This window comes from Pseudorhodoferax sp. Leaf265, assembly GCF_001422365.1.
GTDB lineage: Bacteria > Pseudomonadota > Gammaproteobacteria > Burkholderiales > Burkholderiaceae_C > Pseudorhodoferax.
In genome coordinates, this window is record NZ_LMMT01000001.1 from 592,705 (window position 1) to 611,217 (window position 18,513).

General features: G+C 69.0%; 12 protein-coding genes. 4 read left to right on the top strand and 8 right to left on the bottom strand.

Annotation, left to right across the window (positions count from 1 at the left end; all coding sequences use genetic code 11):
• The 3 genes from ASF45_RS02795 to ASF45_RS02805 are packed head-to-tail and all read left to right on the top strand — an operon-like array spanning position 1 to position 3,051.
• Positions 1-1,008, top strand: a complete 1,008-nt coding sequence (locus tag ASF45_RS02795; RefSeq protein ID WP_056656502.1) for a MoxR family ATPase — start codon at positions 1-3, stop codon at positions 1,006-1,008.
• Positions 989-1,966 (top strand): DUF58 domain-containing protein, encoded by a 978-nt coding sequence (locus ASF45_RS02800; protein WP_056656505.1) that lies wholly within the window; start codon positions 989-991, stop codon positions 1,964-1,966. The genes ASF45_RS02795 and ASF45_RS02800 overlap by 20 nt, the downstream gene beginning before the upstream one ends.
• A 26-nt stretch (positions 1,967-1,992) precedes the next feature.
• On the top strand, positions 1,993-3,051 hold the full coding sequence (locus tag ASF45_RS02805; RefSeq protein ID WP_056656508.1) for a VWA domain-containing protein: 1,059 nt from the start codon (positions 1,993-1,995) through the stop codon (positions 3,049-3,051).
• On the opposite strand, the gene ASF45_RS02810 is transcribed toward ASF45_RS02805, so the two are convergent.
• The 8 genes from ASF45_RS02810 to ugpB form a co-directional block, all read right to left on the bottom strand.
• Entirely contained in the window at positions 3,035-3,739 is a 705-nt protein-coding gene (locus tag ASF45_RS02810) for a TVP38/TMEM64 family protein (RefSeq protein ID WP_056656511.1), read from the bottom strand. The genes ASF45_RS02805 and ASF45_RS02810 overlap by 17 nt on opposite strands.
• A complete protein-coding gene (locus tag ASF45_RS02815) occupies positions 3,736-7,602 on the bottom strand; it encodes a non-ribosomal peptide synthetase (protein WP_056656514.1) in 3,867 nt (1,288 codons plus the stop codon). Before ASF45_RS02815 ends, ASF45_RS02810 begins: the two co-directional genes overlap by 4 nt.
• On the bottom strand, positions 7,587-9,323 hold the full coding sequence (locus ASF45_RS02820; protein ID WP_235580797.1) for a patatin-like phospholipase family protein: 1,737 nt from the start codon (positions 9,321-9,323) through the stop codon (positions 7,587-7,589). Before ASF45_RS02820 ends, ASF45_RS02815 begins: the two co-directional genes overlap by 16 nt.
• Positions 9,324-9,537: 214 nt before the next feature.
• On the bottom strand, positions 9,538-10,281 hold the full coding sequence (ugpQ, locus tag ASF45_RS02825) for a glycerophosphodiester phosphodiesterase (RefSeq protein WP_056656518.1): 744 nt from the start codon (positions 10,279-10,281) through the stop codon (positions 9,538-9,540).
• A complete protein-coding gene (locus ASF45_RS02830) occupies positions 10,278-11,339 on the bottom strand; it encodes a sn-glycerol-3-phosphate import ATP-binding protein UgpC (RefSeq protein ID WP_056656521.1) in 1,062 nt (353 codons plus the stop codon). The genes ugpQ and ASF45_RS02830 overlap by 4 nt, the downstream gene beginning before the upstream one ends.
• Before the next feature lie 10 nt (positions 11,340-11,349).
• Positions 11,350-12,201 (bottom strand): sn-glycerol-3-phosphate ABC transporter permease UgpE, encoded by an 852-nt coding sequence (gene ugpE, locus ASF45_RS02835; RefSeq protein ID WP_056656524.1) that lies wholly within the window; start codon positions 12,199-12,201, stop codon positions 11,350-11,352.
• Position 12,202: 1 nt separating this feature from the next.
• Positions 12,203-13,084, bottom strand: a complete 882-nt coding sequence (ugpA, locus tag ASF45_RS02840; RefSeq protein ID WP_056656527.1) for a sn-glycerol-3-phosphate ABC transporter permease UgpA — start codon at positions 13,082-13,084, stop codon at positions 12,203-12,205.
• Between the two features lie 76 nt (positions 13,085-13,160).
• Complete coding sequence (gene ugpB / locus ASF45_RS02845; protein ID WP_056656530.1) at positions 13,161-14,468, bottom strand: sn-glycerol-3-phosphate ABC transporter substrate-binding protein UgpB; 1,308 nt, start codon at positions 14,466-14,468, stop codon at positions 13,161-13,163.
• Between the two features lie 188 nt (positions 14,469-14,656).
• Here ugpB and ASF45_RS02850 point away from each other — a divergent pair, with 188 nt between their 5' ends.
• The gene (locus ASF45_RS02850) at positions 14,657-18,508 is read left to right on the top strand and encodes an FAD/FMN-binding oxidoreductase (protein WP_056656533.1); all 3,852 of its coding nucleotides are present in this window, start codon (positions 14,657-14,659) and stop codon (positions 18,506-18,508) included.
• Positions 18,509-18,513: the final 5 nt, after the last annotated feature.

Here is an 18,513-nt window from a genome sequence, read left to right on the forward strand (position 1 = left end):
ATGAGCGACGCCAGCACCCAGAGCCCAGACACCGCCCAGTTGATGGAGCAGATCCTCTACGAGGTCAAGCGCGTCGTCGTCGGCCAGGACCGTTTCCTCGAGCGGGTGATGGTGGCCATGCTGGCGCAGGGCCATCTGTTGGTGGAGGGCGTGCCGGGCCTGGCCAAGACGCTGACGGTCAAGACCCTGGCCGAGACCATCCAGGGCCAGTTCAAACGCATCCAGTTCACGCCCGACCTGGTGCCGGCCGACCTGGTCGGCACGCGCATCTACAACCAGAAGACCGGCGACTTCGCCACCGCACTGGGCCCGGTGTTCACCAATTTGCTGCTGGCCGACGAGATCAACCGCGCACCGGCCAAGGTGCAGAGCGCACTGCTCGAGGTCATGCAGGAGCGCCAGGTGACGATCGCTGGCGAGACGCACCACGTGCCCAAGCCTTTCCTCGTGATGGCCACGCAGAACCCGATCGAGACCGAAGGCACCTACCCGCTGCCCGAGGCCCAGGTCGACCGCTTCATGATGAAGGTGCTGGTCGACTACCCGACCGACGAGGAAGAGTTCGTGATCGTCACGCGCGTGACCGGGCCGGCCGTGCAGGTGGCGCCCGTGGCCACGGTCGAGCAGTTGGCCGCGCTGCAGAAGGAATGCCGGCGCATCTACGTCGACCCCTCGCTCGTGCAGTACGCCGTCAAGCTGGTCTCGGCCACGCGCAAGCCCGAGGCCCATGGCCTGAAGGAGCTGGCGCGCTTCATCACCTTCGGCGCCAGCCCGCGCGCCACCATCAACCTGACCGAGGGCGCGCGTGCGCTGGCCATGCTGCGCGGGCGCAGCTACGCGCTGCCCGAGGACATGAGCGACCTCGTGCCCGATGTGCTGCGCCACCGCGTGGCGCTGTCGTACGAGGCGCTGTCGGAGGGCGTCACGGCCGACACGCTGGTCGGCAAGATCATGGCGCGCATCCCGGCCCCGCCCAAACCGCTGGAACATGAAAAGCTCGCCGCCTGAAACCAAGCCCGCGCCGCCCGCGCAGGCCGAGCACCTGCTGCGCCGGCTCGAATGGACGGTGCTGCGCCGGCTCGACGGCCTGCTGCAGGGGGACTACCGCACGCTGATGCGCGGTACCGGCATGGACCTCGCGGACCTGCGCGAGTACCAGCACCACGACGACGTGCGCCACATCGACTGGAATGTCACGGCGCGGCTGCAGCAGCCCCATGTGCGCGTGTTCACCGAGGACCGCGAGATGGCGGCCTGGTTCCTGCTCGACCTCTCGCCCTCCATCGATTTCGGTTCGGGCGAGCAGAAGAAGCGCGAGGTCTCGGCCGCCTTCGTGGCCGTGCTGGCCCGGCTGCTGACGCGGCACGGCAACCGCGTCGGCGCCATGCTCTACGGCGCCGGACTCGACCAGGTGTTGCAGCCGCGCGCAAGCCGCCTGCACGTGCTGGATCTCTTGCACCGCATGCTCCCCAAGGACGGCCAGCCGACCGAGCCCGGCCGCGTGACGCACCTGCACGAGCTGCTGCAGGCCGCCGGTGGCCTCATGCGCCGGCGTTCCACCGTGTTCGTGGTGTCCGACTTCATCAGCGCGCCGGGCTGGGAGAAGCCGCTGGCCCAGCTGGCCCAGCGCCACGAGGTGCTGGCCGTGCGCCTGCTCGATCCGCTGGAGCTGGAACTGCCCGACCTGGGCCTGATCCCGATCCGCGATGCCGAGACCGGCGAGCAACTGCTGGTCGACACCTCGGACGCCGGTTTCCGCAAGCGCTTCGCGCGCATCGCGGCGCAGCGCGAGGCCGAGTTGCGCCAGGCGCTCGGCGAGGCCGGCGTGGACACGCTGGAGCTGTCCACCGACGACGATCTCGCGGCCGCCATCCTGCGCTTCGCCGAACTGCGCCGCCGGCGCAGCCGGCTGTCCGGCGCGGGCGGCGGCCTGCCTACCCATCTGCGGCCCCTCGCGGCCGCCTGACACGCCCCAGCACGAGGAGACCACCCATGAACTTCCTCTGGCCCCAGTTCCTCTGGCTGCTGCTGCTCACACCATTGCTGGTGCTGCTCTACGTCTGGCTGCTGCGCCGACGCAAGAAGACCGCGTTGCGCTATGCCAGCCTGTCCATCGTGCGCGAGGCCATGGGCGTGCGCCAGGGCCTCAAGCGCCATGTGCCGCCTGTGCTGTTCCTGCTGGCCTTGTGCGCGCTCATCGTGGCCGCGGCCCGGCCCATGGCCGTGATCAGCCTGCCCTCGCAGCAGGAAACCATCATCCTGGCCATGGACGTGTCCGGCAGCATGCGCGCCACCGACGTGCAGCCCAACCGCCTGGTGGCGGCGCAGAACGCCGCCAAGGCCTTCATCGCCGACCTGCCGCGCCACGTGCGCGTGGGCATCGTGGCCTTCGCCGGCACGGCCCAGGTGGTGCAGCCGGCCACGCTCTCGCGCGAAGACCTGGTGGTGGCCATCGACAAGTTCCAGCTGCAGCGCGCCACGGCCATCGGCAGCGCCATCGTGGTCTCGCTGGCGGAACTGTTCCCCGATGCAGGCATCGACGTGGGCGCCATGACCTACGGCCGCGAGCGCCCGCGTGGCCAATCTCTGGACAAGCTGGACAAGGACATCGCGGCCAAGGGCGAGGTCAAGGAGTTCACGCCGGTGGCGCCCGGCTCCTACGACTCGGCCGCCATCATCCTGTTGACCGATGGCCAGCGCACCACGGGCGTGGACACGCTGGAGGCCGCCAAGATGGCGGCCGACCGCGGCGTGCGCGTCTACACCGTGGGCATCGGCACGGTGGACGGCGAGACCATTGGCTTCGAGGGCTGGTCCATGCGGGTGCGGCTGGACGAAGAGACGCTCAAGGCTGTGGCCACGCGCACCCAGGCCGAGTACTTCTACGCCGGCTCGGCCGAGAACCTGCGCAAGGTCTACCAGACGCTGAGCTCGCGCCTGACGGTGGAGAAGAAGGAAACCGAGATCTCGGCGCTGCTGGCGCTGGCCGGCGCGCTGCTGGCGCTGGTCTCTGCCGGCCTGTCGCTGGCCTGGTTCAACCGGGTCCTCTGACGCTGCGCTGCGCCTCCACGCGCTGCACCCAGCGTTTGGCGCCGAAGCCGGCGCCGACGATGAGCAGCAGCGTTCCCGCGATCAGGGCATAGGTCAGCGGACCGGGGTTGCGCAGGGCCTCCACGATCTGGTCGACGAAGAACGCCATCACCAGCGTGCCGGGCGCCATGCCGAGGAAGGTGCCCAGCAGCATGTGGCGCAGGCTGATGTGCGAGGCGCCGGCCACCATGTTGACGATGGCGAACGGCGCCACCGGCACCATGCGGATCGCGATCACGGCCAGCAGGCCATGGTCGGCCAGGCGCTGGCTCACGGCGTTCACGCGCGGCCCGCCCAGGCGTTGCACCACCTCGCGGCCCAGCAGCGCCCCGAGGCCGTGGCTGGCGGCGGCGCCGACCAGGGCGCCGGCCATGCAGGTGACGAAGCCCGTCCAGGGCCCGAAGGCCACCAGCGTCACCAGCGTCAGAAAGGTCAGCGGCACCGCCAGCACCAGGGCCAGGCTCAGGCCGGCGACCGCGGCCACGGGGCCGAAGGATTCGCCGAGTCCCTGCAGGCCATCCACGATGCGGTCCACATCCAGCCATTCGCGCATGGGCGACCAGGTCCAGGCCACCGCCAGGCCGATCAGCACGGCCAGCGCCAGCACCAGGGCCCAGAGCCGGCCACGCAAGCCACCCGCCGCGCTCACGCACCCTGCTCCATGCAGTCGCGCAGCGCGGCGGCGAGTTCAGCCACATGCCGCGCGTCGAACATCGTGCCGTGCATGCCGGCGATCTCCACCTCGCGCAGCTTGCGCCCCATGAGCCGGCGCCAGGGCTTGAACAGCCAGCGGTCCCAGGTGCGCAGGCCGAAGGTGCGCACCAGCAGCGTGGGGCCGTCGTAGGCCTCGGGCTTGTAGCCGCGCAGCGCCATGACCTGGCTCACGAGGCCGGGGTCGTTGAACATGGCGTCGAGCCGGCGGCCGTTCATGGTCAGGTCCTGGATGTGAAAGTGCCGCACCATCCAGCCGGCCGCGCGCCAGGCCCGGGTGCCGCCCAGCACCGAACTGGGGTAGGTGGTGTCCAGCAACACCAGGCCGCGCACCGGCCAGCCACGCTCGCGCAGCAGCCGCGCGGTTTCCAATGCAGCCATGCCGGCCACCGAGAAGCCGGCCACCCAGCCACCGTCGAAGCCCTCAGCCAGCGCCTGGGCCTGGATGCGGTCGGCGTACATGGTGGCCAGCTCGGCGATGGTGCCGATCGGCTGGTCCGGCGGCGGCTGCAACATGTACAGGCTGCAGGCCTCGCCCATGGCCGGGCCCAGGTTCTGCAGCCGCAGCAGGTCGCCATGGCCCGAGGCGGCCAGGTACAGCGGCACCCGGCCGGTGCCGCCCAGCGGCAGCAGCAGGCCCGGCGTGCTGCTGTGCTGTTGCAGCGCGGCGGCCAGGCTCTCCACGGTGGGATGCTCGGTGATCAGGTACAGCGGCACCTGCCGGCCCACGAGCTTCTCCAGCCCGCTCATCATGTTGACCGCCGCGAGCGAGTCGCCGCCCAGGTCGAAGAAGTTGTCCTGTACACCGAGGGCTGGGACCTGGAGCACATCCTTCCAGAGTTCCAGCAGCGCCCGCTCGGTGTCGTTGGCCGGGGCACGCGTTCCACTGCTGGGCAGTGCCACCGGGTCCGGCAGCTGCTTGTAGTCGATCTTGCCGGTGCCGCTGGACGGCAGCTCGGACAGCAGCGTGATGCTGGATGGCAGCATGTAGTCGGGCAAGCGCGCGCGCAGCAGCGCGTGCAGGCGCTCGGCGCTCTGGCCGGGGGCCTGGGCCCAGGCATGGATGGCGGGTTTGCCGCGCAGTTCGCGCAGCGCGGCGGCGGCCTGCACCACGCCGTCGATGGCCAGCAGCGCGGACTCGATCTCGCCCAGCTCGATGCGGTAGCCGCGCAGCTTGACCTGGCGGTCCAGCCGGCCGACGAAGTGCAGGTGGCCGTCGCTGGCCAGCCAGCCGCGGTCGCCGGTGCGGTACATGCGCTCGCCGGCGTGGAACGGGTCGGCCACGAACGCCTGCAGGTCCAGTTCGGGCCGGTGCAGGTAGCCGCGCGCCACGGCCGCGCCGCCGATGAAGATCTCGCCGGCCACGCCCAGCGGCAAGGGCCGCAGGCCCGCATCCAGCACGTAGATGCGGGTGTCGTCGATGGGCCGGCCGATCGGCAATGCCGCATGGCTGCGCTGGGCCTCGCACTCCCAGGCCGTGGCGAAGATGGTGGCCTCGGTCGGCCCGTAGACGTTGAACAGCCGCCCGCCCGTGACGCTGATGAAGCGGCTGGCCAGCTCGGGCGGCAGCACCTCGCCGCCGCAGCAGGCCACGCGCAGCTTGAGGCCAGGGCGGCCGGCCGCAGCGTCGAGGAAGCGCGCCAGCGTGGAGGGTACGAAGGCCATGAAGGTGACGCCGTGGCGCAGCGCGAAATCGGCCAGCCTCTCGGGCAGCAGCCGGCCGGGCGGCGGCAGCGCCACGCTGGCGCCATGGATCAGCGGCAGCAGCAGCTCGATCAGCGAGGGATCGAAGGTGGCCTGCGTGCCCTGGCCGGAGCGGTCGCGCGCATCCACCGCCCAGGCGCGCGACAGCCACATGAGCCGGCGCGACAGCATGCCGTGCTCGATGGCCACGCCCTTGGGCCGCCCGGTGGAGCCGGAGGTGAACAGCACGTAGGCCATGTCCGAGGCGGCCGGCCGACGCGGCGGCAGGTCGGTCGCGTTGACATCGAAGAGTTCGTCGCCCAGCGGATCCAGCACCAGGGTGTTGCCGTGCAGTCCGCCCAGGCGGTCGACATGGCGCTGCTGGATCACCAGCACCGCCGCCCCGCTCTCCTGCAGGATGGACGCGAGGCGGGCCAGCGGTGCGTCCACGTCCAGCGGCAGGAAGGCCGCGCCGGCCTTGGCGATGGCCAGCAGCGTGACCACCAGTTCCGGCGAACGCTCCAGCGCCATGGCGACCACGACATCGCGCCCGGCCCCACGCTCGACCAGTTGGCGCGCCAGGCGGTTGGCGTGCCGGTCCAGCGCCAGGTAATCCATGCTGCCGCTGTCCCAGGCCAGCGCGACGGCCTCGGGCCGCAGCGCCGCCTGGTACTCGAACAGGTTCACGAAGGGCAACACCACCTGGTGCCATGCCACGTCCTTGTGCTGGCCCGAGACCACGTGCCAGCGCTCCTCGGGCGGCAGCAGTTCGATGCTGTCGACGCTGCCCCCGGGCGGCGTGGCCATGATGGCCTCGACCAGGTGCCACAGTCGCCGGCCCAGCAGCTCGGTCTCGCCGGCCGAGAAGCAGGCGGCGCTCGCCTCCAGCGCGAGCTCCACGTCCTGGGTCGGGTGGAATTCGCAGACCGTCACGCCCAGCGGGAACCGGGCCACGCCCGAAAACAGCTGGCGCGACTCGACCAGCTGGGCCGCGCCGAACGACACGGCGTAGTCCTGCCGCTCGAACGAGAGCAGCACATCGAACAGCCCGTCGCGGTTGGCGCGGATCATCTGCAGTTCGCGGCCGAGTTCGCTGATCGGGTAGCGCGGGTGGCGCAGTGCCGCACGCATGGACGCGCCGACGTTGGCGATCAGTTCGGCCACCGGCATCTGCGGCGTGATCTCGATGCGGATCGGCACCACGCCGACGAACATGCCCAGCGTGTCGGTGTAGCGGCGCCCGCCCCGGTTCAGGCTGGGCACGCCGACGATCACGTCACTGCGCTCGCAGATCCGCGCGAAGTACAGCACCAGCGCGGCCAGCACCAGGTTGAACACGGTCTGGCCCTGCTCCGTCGCATGGCGGCGCAGGCGCTCGTAGTCGGCCCGCGGCACGCGGTGAAAGGCCAGGCTGGCCGGCGGCAGCGTGTCGGGCCGAGCCTGGCTGAAGCGCCGTTCGATCAGCGGCGTGGGCAGCTCCGGAATGCGCTCGCGCCAGTAGCGTGCATCGCGCGCGAAGCCCTCGGAGCTGCGGTAGGCGTTGGACTCGGCGATGAAGGTGCTGTAGTGCGGCACCGACGACATCGGCGGCGGCTCGCCGGCCAGCAGCGCGTTGTGGATCTCGGCCCAGCGGCGCATGACCTGCGAGGTGCCCCAGCCGTCCATCACCAGGTGGTGGAACTGGATGGTCAGCCCATGCAGCTGGTCCGAGGCGCGCAGCAGCGCGAAGCGCCAGGGCGAGCGGCCATCCAGCACGAAGGGCTCGGTCATGCGCTGCTGCCACCAGCGGCGCATGGCCTCCTTGGGATCGTCGGCGTCGCTCAGATCCACCACCTCCAGCGCCGGCTCCTCGGTCGGCGCCAGCAGGTGCTGGCGGCCGTCGGGCAGCGGCGCCAGGCGCAGGGCTTCGTTCTCGGCGACCAGATGCGCCAGGGCGCGGCGGAACACCGTCAGATCGAGCAGGCCGACCAGGAAGGCGCCGCCGCCGATGTTCAGGTGGGCGCTGCCAGGCCAGGCGCGCTGGTCCAGCCAGACCTCGCGCTGGCTCAGGGACAGCGCCAGCCCGTCGTTCAGTTCGCTGCCGGCGCTCGGTTCGACATGGGCTACGGGCGCGTCCATTGCGCAATCCTCTCCACGGCGTAGCGGTAGCCTGCTTCGACGATCTCCGGCGCCCGCTTGTGGTCCATCATGGAATAGTCGGCCACGGGCGGCTCCAGGTAGTGGTCGGCCTGCGCCACGGTCGCGGCGCGCTTGTGCAGGCCGCCGATGTGGCCGGCCCGGTACAGGATCTCGACGATGCCGGGCTGCGTGGGATTGCGGGCCAGCATGCCCTTGAGCGCGCTTCGGCGCGACAGCCGGGCCAGATCCTGTGCCACGGCCAGGTCTTCCTGCACGTCGACGTCGATGGCGATGATGGTGCCGTTGCCGCGCCGCCGTTCCAGCGGGGTGCCCAGGCGCATGCGCATGGCATCCACGGGCACGTTCTCCAGGATGGCGCCGTCCACCAGCAGGTCGCCCTTGTGCAGCACGGGCGGGAACAGCCCGGCCGGCGAGTTGCTGGCCAGCACGGCCTTCCACAGCGGGCCCGTGTCCTGCACCGTGGTGTGGCCCTTGGACAGGTTGCAGGCGGCAGCGAAGAACGGCCGCCACAGGCTGTCGACGCTGCGTTCGCCGAACATCTTGCGCAGGTCGCGCTCGACCCGGAAACCTGAGACCAGCGAGATCAGCGGCAGGGTCAGCCGCTCGCCGCCCGCCGCGAAGGCCTGGGTGTTGCGCACGATCTCGTCCAGCGGCACGTCGCAGGCGTACTGCGCGCCGACCAGCGCGCCCATGCTGTTGCCGCCGATCATGTCGATCGGGATGCCGGCCTCGTGCAGCGCACGCAGGATGCCCAGGTGGGCATAGCCGCGGGCGCCGCCGCCGCCCAGCACCACGCCGACGGCGGTGCCCGTCAAAAACCGCGCCAACCGGGCGAAGTCCTCGACATGGTCGGTGCGCAGCGGATAGACCCGCTCGCAGGCCCGGCCGGCGAGCCAGCGCCGGACCTCGTGCGGCGACTGCGCACCGGCGGGATGCATGACCACCAGGTGCTTGCGCTTGAGCGCGTAGCCGGGTTCGCGCGCCAGTTGCTGCTCCAGTTCGCTGACGGCCAAGCTGCCGTCGGCGCGGGCCACGTAGATCACCTGGTCCGCCTGGCGGAAGGCGCGGCGCGTCCACTCCGTGGCCTGGGTTTCGGCCTCGTAGACCAAGTGGTCGAACTGCTCGTCCAGCGCGTCGCCCGGGCTCTCTGCCTGGGCGACGCCCGTGGGGGGCGGCAGGTGCCGCGCGCGCCCGGTCTTGGCGAAGGCTGCCGTCAACGCGCGCGCTACGGCGTCGGCCTGCGCATCGAGATGCAGCGGCACCACCACGAAGGACTGCGCGAAGGCCCGGCGCACCACCTGGGCACCGTGGCGCAAGTGGTTGTAGATGGCCTGCGAGAACACCCGGTTGACGGCCAGCGGCCGCAGTTGGAGCAGGGCCTCGAAATCGCTGCTGTGCAACACGGCCAGCGTGGAATCGCGCACCGCCGTCACGTCGGCCGTGCGCGGCTGCTGCAGGATCATGCCGGTCTCGCCCACACCTTCGCCCACGCTGATCTCGTTGTAGAGCAGCAGGCTGCCGTCGGGGTTGGTGCGCGACACCCGCAGGCGGCCGCTCAGCAGGATGAGCATGCTGTCCGAAGGGGCGCCCTCGCGCAGCACCTGGTGACCGCCAGGCACGTCCTGCCGCACCAGGAAGCGCGCCAGGTCGTGCAGCACCTCTTCGTCCAGCTGGCCGAAGATGCGGCTGCTCCGCAACACTTGCAATGCGCGCGCCTGAAACTTCTCTGCTGCGACCATGCGCGGGAACCCTTTCCTCTGCGGAGCGCATGCGAACGGAAGAGATCCCGATCTGTCGATGCGCCAGTACACACTCCTGCACCCGCGCAGCACCATAACAAATTCGAACGTTCTTTGGCATGAAAAGTGCGCTATTTATCACGCACTTCTCTACCGTTACACATGCGCCTGCGCTTTAGCGCGACGGGGCGAACAGATCGACGCGGTCGGTGATGACGGTGTGCTCGCCGAGCGCGCGCAAGCGTTGCGCCTCGGCCTGGTCGTTGACGGTGTAGCTGGCCATCCGCAGCCCCAGCGCCTGTGCCTGCTGCACCAGGCCGTCCGTCCACAGGCTGTGCCGGCAGACGAGCACCTGGCAGGCCAGGCCTTGCGCCGCCTGCTCCCACCCGGCCGACAACGCATCCAGCAACAGGCCGCGCGGCAACGCCGGCTGGGCGGCCTGGGCCGATTGCAGTGCATCGACCTCGAACGAGGTCAGCAGCGGCGGCACAAGCTGGCCGGTCCATAGCGCGGCTGCGGCATCGGCCACGGCCGCGCCAGTCGCGGCCGCTGTGCCTGGCGTGGGCTTGATCTCGATGTTGAGCAGCAGGCCATTGGCCTGGCAGAAGCGCGCGATGCCGGCCAGCGTGGCCAGCGGCTCGCCCGCGTAGGCGCGCGAATGCCAACCGCCGGCGTCCAGCCGCGAGAGCTCGTCCCAGGGCTTGTCCCCGGCCGTGCCCTGGCCGTTCGTGGTGCGCTCCAGCGTCGCGTCGTGCAGCAGGAAGGGCACGCCGTCGGCGCTGAGCTTCACATCGCATTCGAACATGCGGTAGCCGTGGGCCGCGCCCAGGCGGAAGGCGGCCAGCGTGTTCTCGGGCGCCAGCTTGCCGGCACCGCGGTGGGCCACCCAGGCGGGGTACGGCCAGGGCGCGGCACTCACAGCCGCTGCCGGGTTTCGGCGTCGAACCAGTGCAGTTGCGCCGCAGGCACGCCGATGGCCACGGTGTCGCCGATGCGCGGCGCTTCCAGCATCGCGTCCTGCCGCACGGTGAACAAGCTCTGGCCCACGCGGCCGTAGACCAGGCGCTCGGCCCCCAGCATCTCGACCGCTTCGACGACCAGTTGCCAGGCGCCGTCGGCGCGCAGCTCGGCATGTTCGGGGCGCAGCCCCAGCACCAGCGTACCGTCGCGCGGCGCCGCCTGCGGCAAGGCCAGGCGCTGCTCGCCGACGACGAAGCGCGTGCCTTCGGCCCGGCCTTCGATGAGGTTCATGGGCGGCGAGCCGATGAAGCTGGCCACGAAGGTGGTGGCAGGCCGGTGGTAGACCTCCTCGGGCGTGCCGAACTGCTCCATGCGGCCGGCGTTCATGACCATCATGCGCTGCGCCAGCGTCATGGCCTCGACCTGGTCGTGCGTGACGAACAGCGAGGTGATGCCCAGCTCGTTGTGCAGCTTCTGGATCTCCAGCCGGGTCTGGGCGCGCAGCTTGGCGTCCAGGTTGGACAGCGGCTCGTCGAACAGGAAGACCTGCGGCTGGCGCACGATGGCGCGGCCCATGGCCACGCGCTGGCGCTGACCGCCCGAGAGCTGGCGCGGCTTGCGGTCCAGCAGATGCGTGAGCTCCAGGATCTTGGCCGCCTTGTCCACGCGCTGGCGGATCTCTTCCTTGGGCACCTTGGCGATCTTCAGGCCATAGGCCATGTTCTCGAAGTTCGTCATGTGCGGATACAGCGCGTAGTTCTGGAACACCATCGCGATGTCGCGCTCGGCCGGCTCCACGTCGTTGACCACGCGCGGGCCGATGGCAATCTCGCCCTCGCTGACTTCTTCCAGCCCGGCCACCATGCGCAGCAGCGTGGACTTGCCGCAACCCGAAGGGCCGACGATGACGACGAACTCGCCGTCCTTGATCTCGGCGTCGACGCCGTGGATGACCTGCAGCGCCTTGGCGCCGTGGCCGTAGCGCTTGATGAGCTTGCGGATGGAAATGGAGGCCATGTGTGCTTGCTTACTTCTCGGTATCGACCAGGCCCTTGACGAACCACTTCTGCATCAGCACCACGACCAGCGCCGGCGGCAGCATGGCCAGGATGGCCGTGGCCATGATGATGTTCCAGTCGGTGGCCGCGTCGCCGCTGGCGATCATGCGCTTGATGCCGATGACGATGGGGTACATGTCTTCCGTGGTCGTGGCCAGCAGCGGCCACAGGTACTGGTTCCAGCCGTAGATGAACTGGATGACGAACAGCGCCGCGATGGAGGTCTGCGACAGCGGCACCAGCACATCCTTGAAGAAGCGCATGGGCCCGGCGCCGTCGATGCGCGCGGCCTCCACGAGTTCGTCGGGCACGGTCAGGAAGAACTGGCGGAACAAGAAGGTCGCCGTGGCCGAGGCGATCAGCGGCACCGTGAGCCCGGCATAGGTGTTCAGCATGTTCAGGTCCGACAGGACCTTGTAGGTGGGCAGGATGCGCACCTCCACGGGCAGCATCAGCGTGATGAAGATCATCCAGAAGACGAGCTTCTTGAACGGGAATCGGAAGTAGACGATGGCGAAGGCCGACAGCAGCGAGATGGCGATCTTGCCGAGGCTGATGACCAGCGCCGTGACCAGGCTCACCCACATCATGCGGCCGACCGGCGCGGCCGAGCCCTGGGTGGAGCCGGTGCCGGTGAGGGCCGCCGTGTAGTTCTCCACCATGTGGCTGCCGGGCGTGATCGGCATGGGCACCTGCACGATCTCGTCGCGCGTGTGCGTGGAGGCCACGAAGGCCAGGTAGATCGGGAAGGCGACGATCAGGATGCCCAGCACCAGGACCAGGTGGGACAACAGCGTCAGAACGGGGCGGCGTTCCACCATGTCAGTAGTTCACTTTCTTCTCGACATAGCGGAACTGGATCACCGTCAGCACCACGACGATGGCCATCAGCACCACCGACTGCGCGGCCGAACCGCCCAGGTCCAGCGCCTTGAAACCGTCGTGCCAGACCTTGTAGACCAGGATGGAGGTGTCGCGGCCGGGGCCGCCTTCGGTCGTCGCGTGCACGATGGCGAAGGTGTCGAAGAAGGCGTAGACCACGTTGATGACCAGCAGGAAGAACGTGGTGGGCGACAGCAGCGGCAGTTGGATCGACAGGAAGCGGCGCACCGGGCCCGCACCGTCGATGGCGGCGGCCTCGATCAGCGCCTTGGGGATGGACTGCAGGCCCGCCAGGAAGAACAGGAAGTTGTAGGAGATCTGCTTCCAGACCGCGGCCACCACGATCAGCGTGAGCGCATGGCCGGAATTGAGCAGGTGGTTCCAGTCGTAGCCCAGGCCGCGCAGCCCATAGGCCACGATGCCGATGCTCGGGGAGAACATGAACACCCACAGCACGCCGGCCACCGCGGGCGCGACGGCGTAGGGAATGATCAGGAAGGTCTTGTAGACCAGGGCGCCGCGCAGGATGCGGTCGGCAAACACGGCCAGCACCAGCGACACCGCGATGCCCAGGCCCGCCACCAGCACCGAGAACAGCGCCGTGACCTTGAAGGACTGCAGGTAGGCCTCGTCCTCGAACAGCGCGACGAAGTTGTCGAATCCGACCCAAGTCGTGGAGGTGCCGAAGGCGTCCTCGCTTTGCAGCGACTGCACGATGGCCTGGCTGGCTGGCCAGAAGAAGAACACCAGCACGACTGCCATCTGCGGCGCGACCAGCAGCCAGGGCAGCCATGCCGAGCGGAACAGCACGCGTTTTTCCATCTTGTGATCGTCCTGGGCCAGGTTACCGCGGCGCGCTCCCTGGCGCCGCGGCGGGCGAGTGTACCGACTGGCGCGCTCAGCCCTTGTTGGCCTTCTGGAAGCGCTCGAGCTGCTCGTTGCCGCGCTTGACGGCGTTGTCCAGCGCCTGCTTGGCGCTTTGCTTGCCGCTCCAGATCTGCTCGGCTTCCTCGTCCACGATGGTGCGGATCTGCAGGAAGTTGCCGAGGCGGATGCCGCGCGACTTGTCGGTGGTCTTGCGGATCATCTGCGTGACGGCCACGTCGGTGCCCGGGTTCTGCTTGTAGAAGCCCGACTTCTCGGTCAGCTCGTAGGCGGCCATGGTGACCGGCAGGTAGCCCGTGCGCTTGTGGCTGGCGGACTGCACTTCGGCGTTGGACAGGAAGCTGAAGAACGCGGCCACACCCTTGTACTCGGCTGGCTTCTTGCCGCCGATGGCCCACAGGCTGGCGCCGCCGATCACGGTGTTCTGCGGCGCGCCGGCCACGTCCGGGTAGTAGGGCAGCGCGCCGATGCCGTAGGCGAACTTGGCGTCCTTGGCGACGCGGGCGTACAGGCCCGAGGAGCCGGTCATCATCGCGCACTCGCCCGAGGGGAAGGAGGCGTCGGGCGTGTTGTTGCGACCCTTGTAGACGAACAGACCCTGCTGCGACATGTTGGCCAGGTTCTCGAAGTGGCGCACATGCAGCGGCGAGTTGAACGCCAGGCGCGTGGCCGTGCCGCCAAAGCCGTTGTTCAGCGTGGCGTACAGCGTGTTGTGCCAGGCCGAGAAGCTCTCCAGTTGCGTCCAGCTGACCCAGCTGGTCGTGAACGGGCACTTGTGGCCGCTGGCCTTGAGCTTGGCCGCGGCAGCCACGACCTCGGGCCAGGTTGTCGGCGCCTTGTTCGGGTCCAGGCCGGCGGCCTTGAAGGCGTCCTTGTTGTAATAGAAGATGGTCGTGGAGCTGTTCAGCGGGAAGCTCAGCATCTGGCCGTTGGGCGCCGTGTAGTAGCCGGCGACGGCGGAGATGTAGGCGCTCTGGTCGAACTTGGCGCCCGACTCCTTCATGATCTCGCCGACCGGCTTGATGACGCCCTTGGAGGCCATCATGGTCGCGGTGCCGACCTCGAACACCTGCAGGATGTGCGGCGCATTTCCGGCGCGGAAGGCGGCGACGCCAGCGGTCAGCGTCTCGTCGTACTGGCCCTTGTAGGTGGGGACGACCTTGTACTCGCTCTGGCTGGCGTTGAACTGCTTGGCCAGGTCGTTGACCCATTCGCCCAGCGGCCCGCTCATCGCGTGCCACCACTGGATCTCGGTCTGGGCCTGGGCCGGCAGCGCGAACGCGGCGGCGGCCAGCGCCGCCAAGGCAAAGGTCTTCTTCATGGATGCTCCGGTAAGAAAGAAGGCGGCAGGGTAGTGTCGCCATGTGACAGAACGATTTAAGCGCAGTGACTGTCACGCGTGCATGCGGGCTTTCCATGGGCTGAACGGATCGCGGCGTCGATTGTTGCGCTGCGGTAACATCCACCCCCGCCTGCGCAGGGCCGGCGGGCCCAAGCACGCCTCCCCCGATGAATGCCCCGAACACCCTGAACCAGCTGCTCGCGCCAGCAGAAGACACGCAGCGCCTGCGCGAGATTCCCTACAACTACACCTCGTTCTCCGACCGCGAGATCGTCGTGCGGCTGCTGGGCGCGCGCGCCTGGGAGCTGGTGCAGACCCTGCGCGCCGAGCGCCGCACGGGCCGCTCCGCCCGCATGCTGTACGAGGTGCTGGGCGACATCTGGGTGGTGCAGCGCAACCCCTACCTGCAGGACGACCTGCTGGACAACCCCAAGCGCCGCGCGCTGCTGGTGCAGGCCCTGCAGCACCGGCTGGCTGCGGCCGAGGAACGCCGCACGCCGCAGGCCGACCCCGGCCGCGATGCACTGGTCGGCGAGCTGCTGGAGGCCGCGCGCCAGGCCGTGGCCCGCTTCGATGCCGATTTCGCCGAGATCGCGGTGCTGCGCAGGCGCGCGCGCCGCACGCTGCAGCGGCTCACGGCCAAGGACAACATCAAGTTCGACGGCATGTCGCGGGTCTCCCACGTGACGGACGCCACCGATTGGCGCGTGGAGTATCCCTTCGTGGTGCTGACGCCCGACACCGAGGCCGAGATGGCCGGCATGGTCGCCGCCTGCATTGAGCTGGGCCTGACCATCATCCCGCGCGGCGGCGGCACCGGCTACACGGGCGGCGCGATCCCTTTGAGCTGGAAGAGCGCGGTCATCAACACCGAGAAGCTCGAGGCCATGACCGAGGTCGAACTGGTCTCCCTGCCCGGCGTGGAACAGCCGGTCGCCACCATCTGGACCGGCGCCGGCGTGGTCACCCAGCGCGTGGCCGATGCGGCCGAGCGCAGCGGCTACGTGTTCGCGGTCGACCCGACCTCGGCCGAAGCCTCCTGCGTGGGCGGCAACGTGGCCATGAACGCGGGCGGCAAGAAGGCCGTGCTGTGGGGCACGGCGCTGGACAATCTGGCCTCCTGGCGCATGGTCACGCCGCAGGCGCAGTGGCTGGAAGTCACGCGGCTCAACCACAACCTGGGCAAGATCCACGACGTGGAAGTCGCCAGCTTCCAGCTCGCGTACTTCGAGGCCGACGGCAAGACGCCCGTGCGCAGCGAACGCCTGGACATCCCGGGCCGCACCTTCCGCAAGGAAGGCCTGGGCAAGGACGTGACCGACAAGTTCCTGTCGGGCCTGCCGGGCATCCAGAAGGAAGGCTGCGACGGCCTGATCACGAGCGCGCGCTGGATCGTGCACCGCATGCCGGCCCATACGCGCACGGTGTGCCTGGAGTTCTTCGGCAACGCCAAGGACGCCGTGCCGTCGATCGTGGAGATCAAGGACTTCATGTTCGCCGAGCAGAAGCGCTCGGGCGTGCTGCTGGCCGGCCTGGAACACCTGGACGACCGCTACCTGAAGGCCGTGGGCTACGCCACCAAGTCCAAGAGCCATGGCGTGGGCCTGCCCAAGATGGTGCTGTTCGGCGACATCGCGGGCGACGACGCCGATGCCGTGGCGCGTGTCACCTCCGAGGTGGTGCGCATCGCCAACTCGCGCAGCGGCGAGGGCTTCATCGCCATCAGCGCCGAGGCGCGCAAGAAGTTCTGGCTGGACCGCAAGCGCACGGCCGCCATCAGCCGCCACACCAACGCCTTCAAGATCAACGAAGACGTGGTGATCCCGTTGCCGCGCATGGCCGAGTACACCGACGGCATCGAGCGCATCAACATCGAGCTGTCGCTGCGCAACAAGCTCGCGCTGGCCGATGCGCTGATCGATTTCTTCGGCGCCGGCAAGCTGCCGCTGGGCAAGGAGGACGATGCATCCGAAATCGCCTCGGCCGAGCTGCTGGAAGACCGCGTGGCCCAGGCGCTGGCGCTGCTGCGCGAGGTGCGCATGCAGTGGCAGGGCTGGCTGCACGATGTCGATGCGCTGTTTCCAGAGCTGCAGGACCACCGCCTGCGCGCGAGCTGGAAGACGCAGATCCGCACGCCGCTGCAGACCCTGTTCCCGGGCGCGGCCTTCCGACCGCTGCTGGCCGAGTGCGAGGCGATCCACAAGCGCGTGCTCAAGGGCCGTGTCTGGGTGGCGCTGCACATGCACGCGGGCGACGGCAACGTGCACACCAACATCCCGGTCAACAGCGACAACTACGAGATGCTGCAGACTGCGCACGAGGCCGTGGCGCGCATCATGGTGCTGGCGCGTTCGCTGGACGGCGTGATCTCGGGCGAGCACGGCATCGGCATCACCAAGCTGGAGTTTCTGACCGAGGAAGAGGTTGCGCCGTTTGCCGACTACAAGCGCCGCGTCGACCCCGAGGGCCGCTTCAACAAGGGCAAGCTGCTGCGCGACCCAGCCTTGCCGGCCGACCTGACCAACGCCTACACCCCCAGCTTCGGGCTCATGGGCCACGAGTCGCTGATCCTGCAGCAGTCCGACATCGGCGCCATCGCCGACAGCGTCAAGGACTGCCTGCGCTGCGGCAAGTGCAAGCCGGTCTGCGCCACGCACGTGCCGCGCGCCAACCTGCTCTACAGCCCACGCAACAAGATCCTGGCCACCTCGCTGCTGATCGAGGCCTTCCTCTACGAAGAGCAAACGCGCCGCGGCGTGTCGATCAAGCACTGGGCCGAGTTCGAGGACGTGGCCGACCACTGCACGGTCTGCCACAAGTGTCTGACGCCCTGCCCGGTCAAGATCGACTTCGGCGACGTGACCATGCACATGCGCAACCTCTTGCGCAAGATGGGCAAGAAGAGCTTTCGGCCCGGCAACGCGGCCGCCATGCTGATGCTCAACGCGACCAATCCGCAGACCATCAACCTGATGCGCACGGCCATGGTCGATGTGGGCTTCAAGGCCCAGCGCCTGGCCAGCAACGTGCTGCAGGGCCTGGCCAGGAAGCAGACCGCCGCACCGCCGGCCACGGTGGGCACCGCGCCGATCAAGGAGCAGGTGGTCCACTTCGTGAACAAGAAGATGCCGGCCGGCCTGCCCAAACGCAGCGCGCGCGCGCTGCTGGACATCGAGGACAAGGACTACGTGCCCATCATCCGCAATCCGCAGGCCACGAGCACGGATTCCGAGGCGGTGTTCTATTTCCCGGGCTGCGGCTCGGAGCGGCTGTTCAGCCAGGTGGGCCTCGCGACCCAGGCCATGCTCTGGCACGCCGGCGTGCAGACCGTGCTGCCGCCGGGCTACCTGTGCTGCGGCTACCCGCAACGCGGCTCGGGCCAGTTCGACAAGGCCGAGAAGATCATCACCGACAACCGGGTGCTGTTCCACCGCGTGGCCAACACGCTGAACTACCTGGACATCAAGACCGTGGTGGTCAGCTGCGGCACCTGCTTCGACCAGCTGCAGGGCTACCAGTTCGACAAGATCTTCCCGGGCTGCCGCATCATCGACATCCATGAGTTCCTGCTGGAAAAGGGCATCACCCTGGGTGAAGCCGGTGCCTACCTCTACCACGACCCCTGCCACACGCCCATGAAGCAGCAGGAGCCGATGAAGACCGTCAAGGCGCTGCTGGGCGACGGCGTGGCCAAGAGCGAGCGCTGCTGCGGCGAATCCGGCACGCTGGGCGTGACCCGGCCCGACATCTCCACGCAGATCCGCTTCCGCAAGGAGGAGGAGCTGCGCAAGAGCGAGACCGCGCTGCGTGCGCAGGGTGTGCAGGGCGACCTCAAGATCCTGACCAGTTGCCCGAGCTGCCTGCAAGGCCTGTCGCGCTACCAGAACGACCTGCAGAGCGGGCTGCTGGAGGCCGACTACATCGTCGTCGAGATGGCGCGCAAGATCCTCGGCGAGGACTGGATGCAGACCTATGTCGCCACCGCCAACCGCGGCGGCATCGAGCGCGTGCTCGTCTGAGAAAG

Coding starts and splice junctions, on each gene's coding strand:
- ASF45_RS02795 (WP_056656502.1), top strand. CDS start 1: ATGAGCGACGCCAGCACCCAGAGCCCAGACACCGCCCAGTTGATGGAG.
- ASF45_RS02800 (WP_056656505.1), top strand. CDS start 989: ATGAAAAGCTCGCCGCCTGAAACCAAGCCCGCGCCGCCCGCGCAGGCC.
- ASF45_RS02805 (WP_056656508.1), top strand. CDS start 1,993: ATGAACTTCCTCTGGCCCCAGTTCCTCTGGCTGCTGCTGCTCACACCA.
- ASF45_RS02815 (WP_056656514.1), bottom strand. CDS start 7,602: ATGGACGCGCCCGTAGCCCATGTCGAACCGAGCGCCGGCAGCGAACTG.
- ASF45_RS02830 (WP_056656521.1), bottom strand. CDS start 11,339: ATGGCCTCCATTTCCATCCGCAAGCTCATCAAGCGCTACGGCCACGGC.
- ugpE (WP_056656524.1), bottom strand. CDS start 12,201: ATGGTGGAACGCCGCCCCGTTCTGACGCTGTTGTCCCACCTGGTCCTG.
- ugpA (WP_056656527.1), bottom strand. CDS start 13,084: ATGGAAAAACGCGTGCTGTTCCGCTCGGCATGGCTGCCCTGGCTGCTG.
- ugpB (WP_056656530.1), bottom strand. CDS start 14,468: ATGAAGAAGACCTTTGCCTTGGCGGCGCTGGCCGCCGCCGCGTTCGCG.
- ASF45_RS02850 (WP_056656533.1), top strand. CDS start 14,657: ATGAATGCCCCGAACACCCTGAACCAGCTGCTCGCGCCAGCAGAAGAC.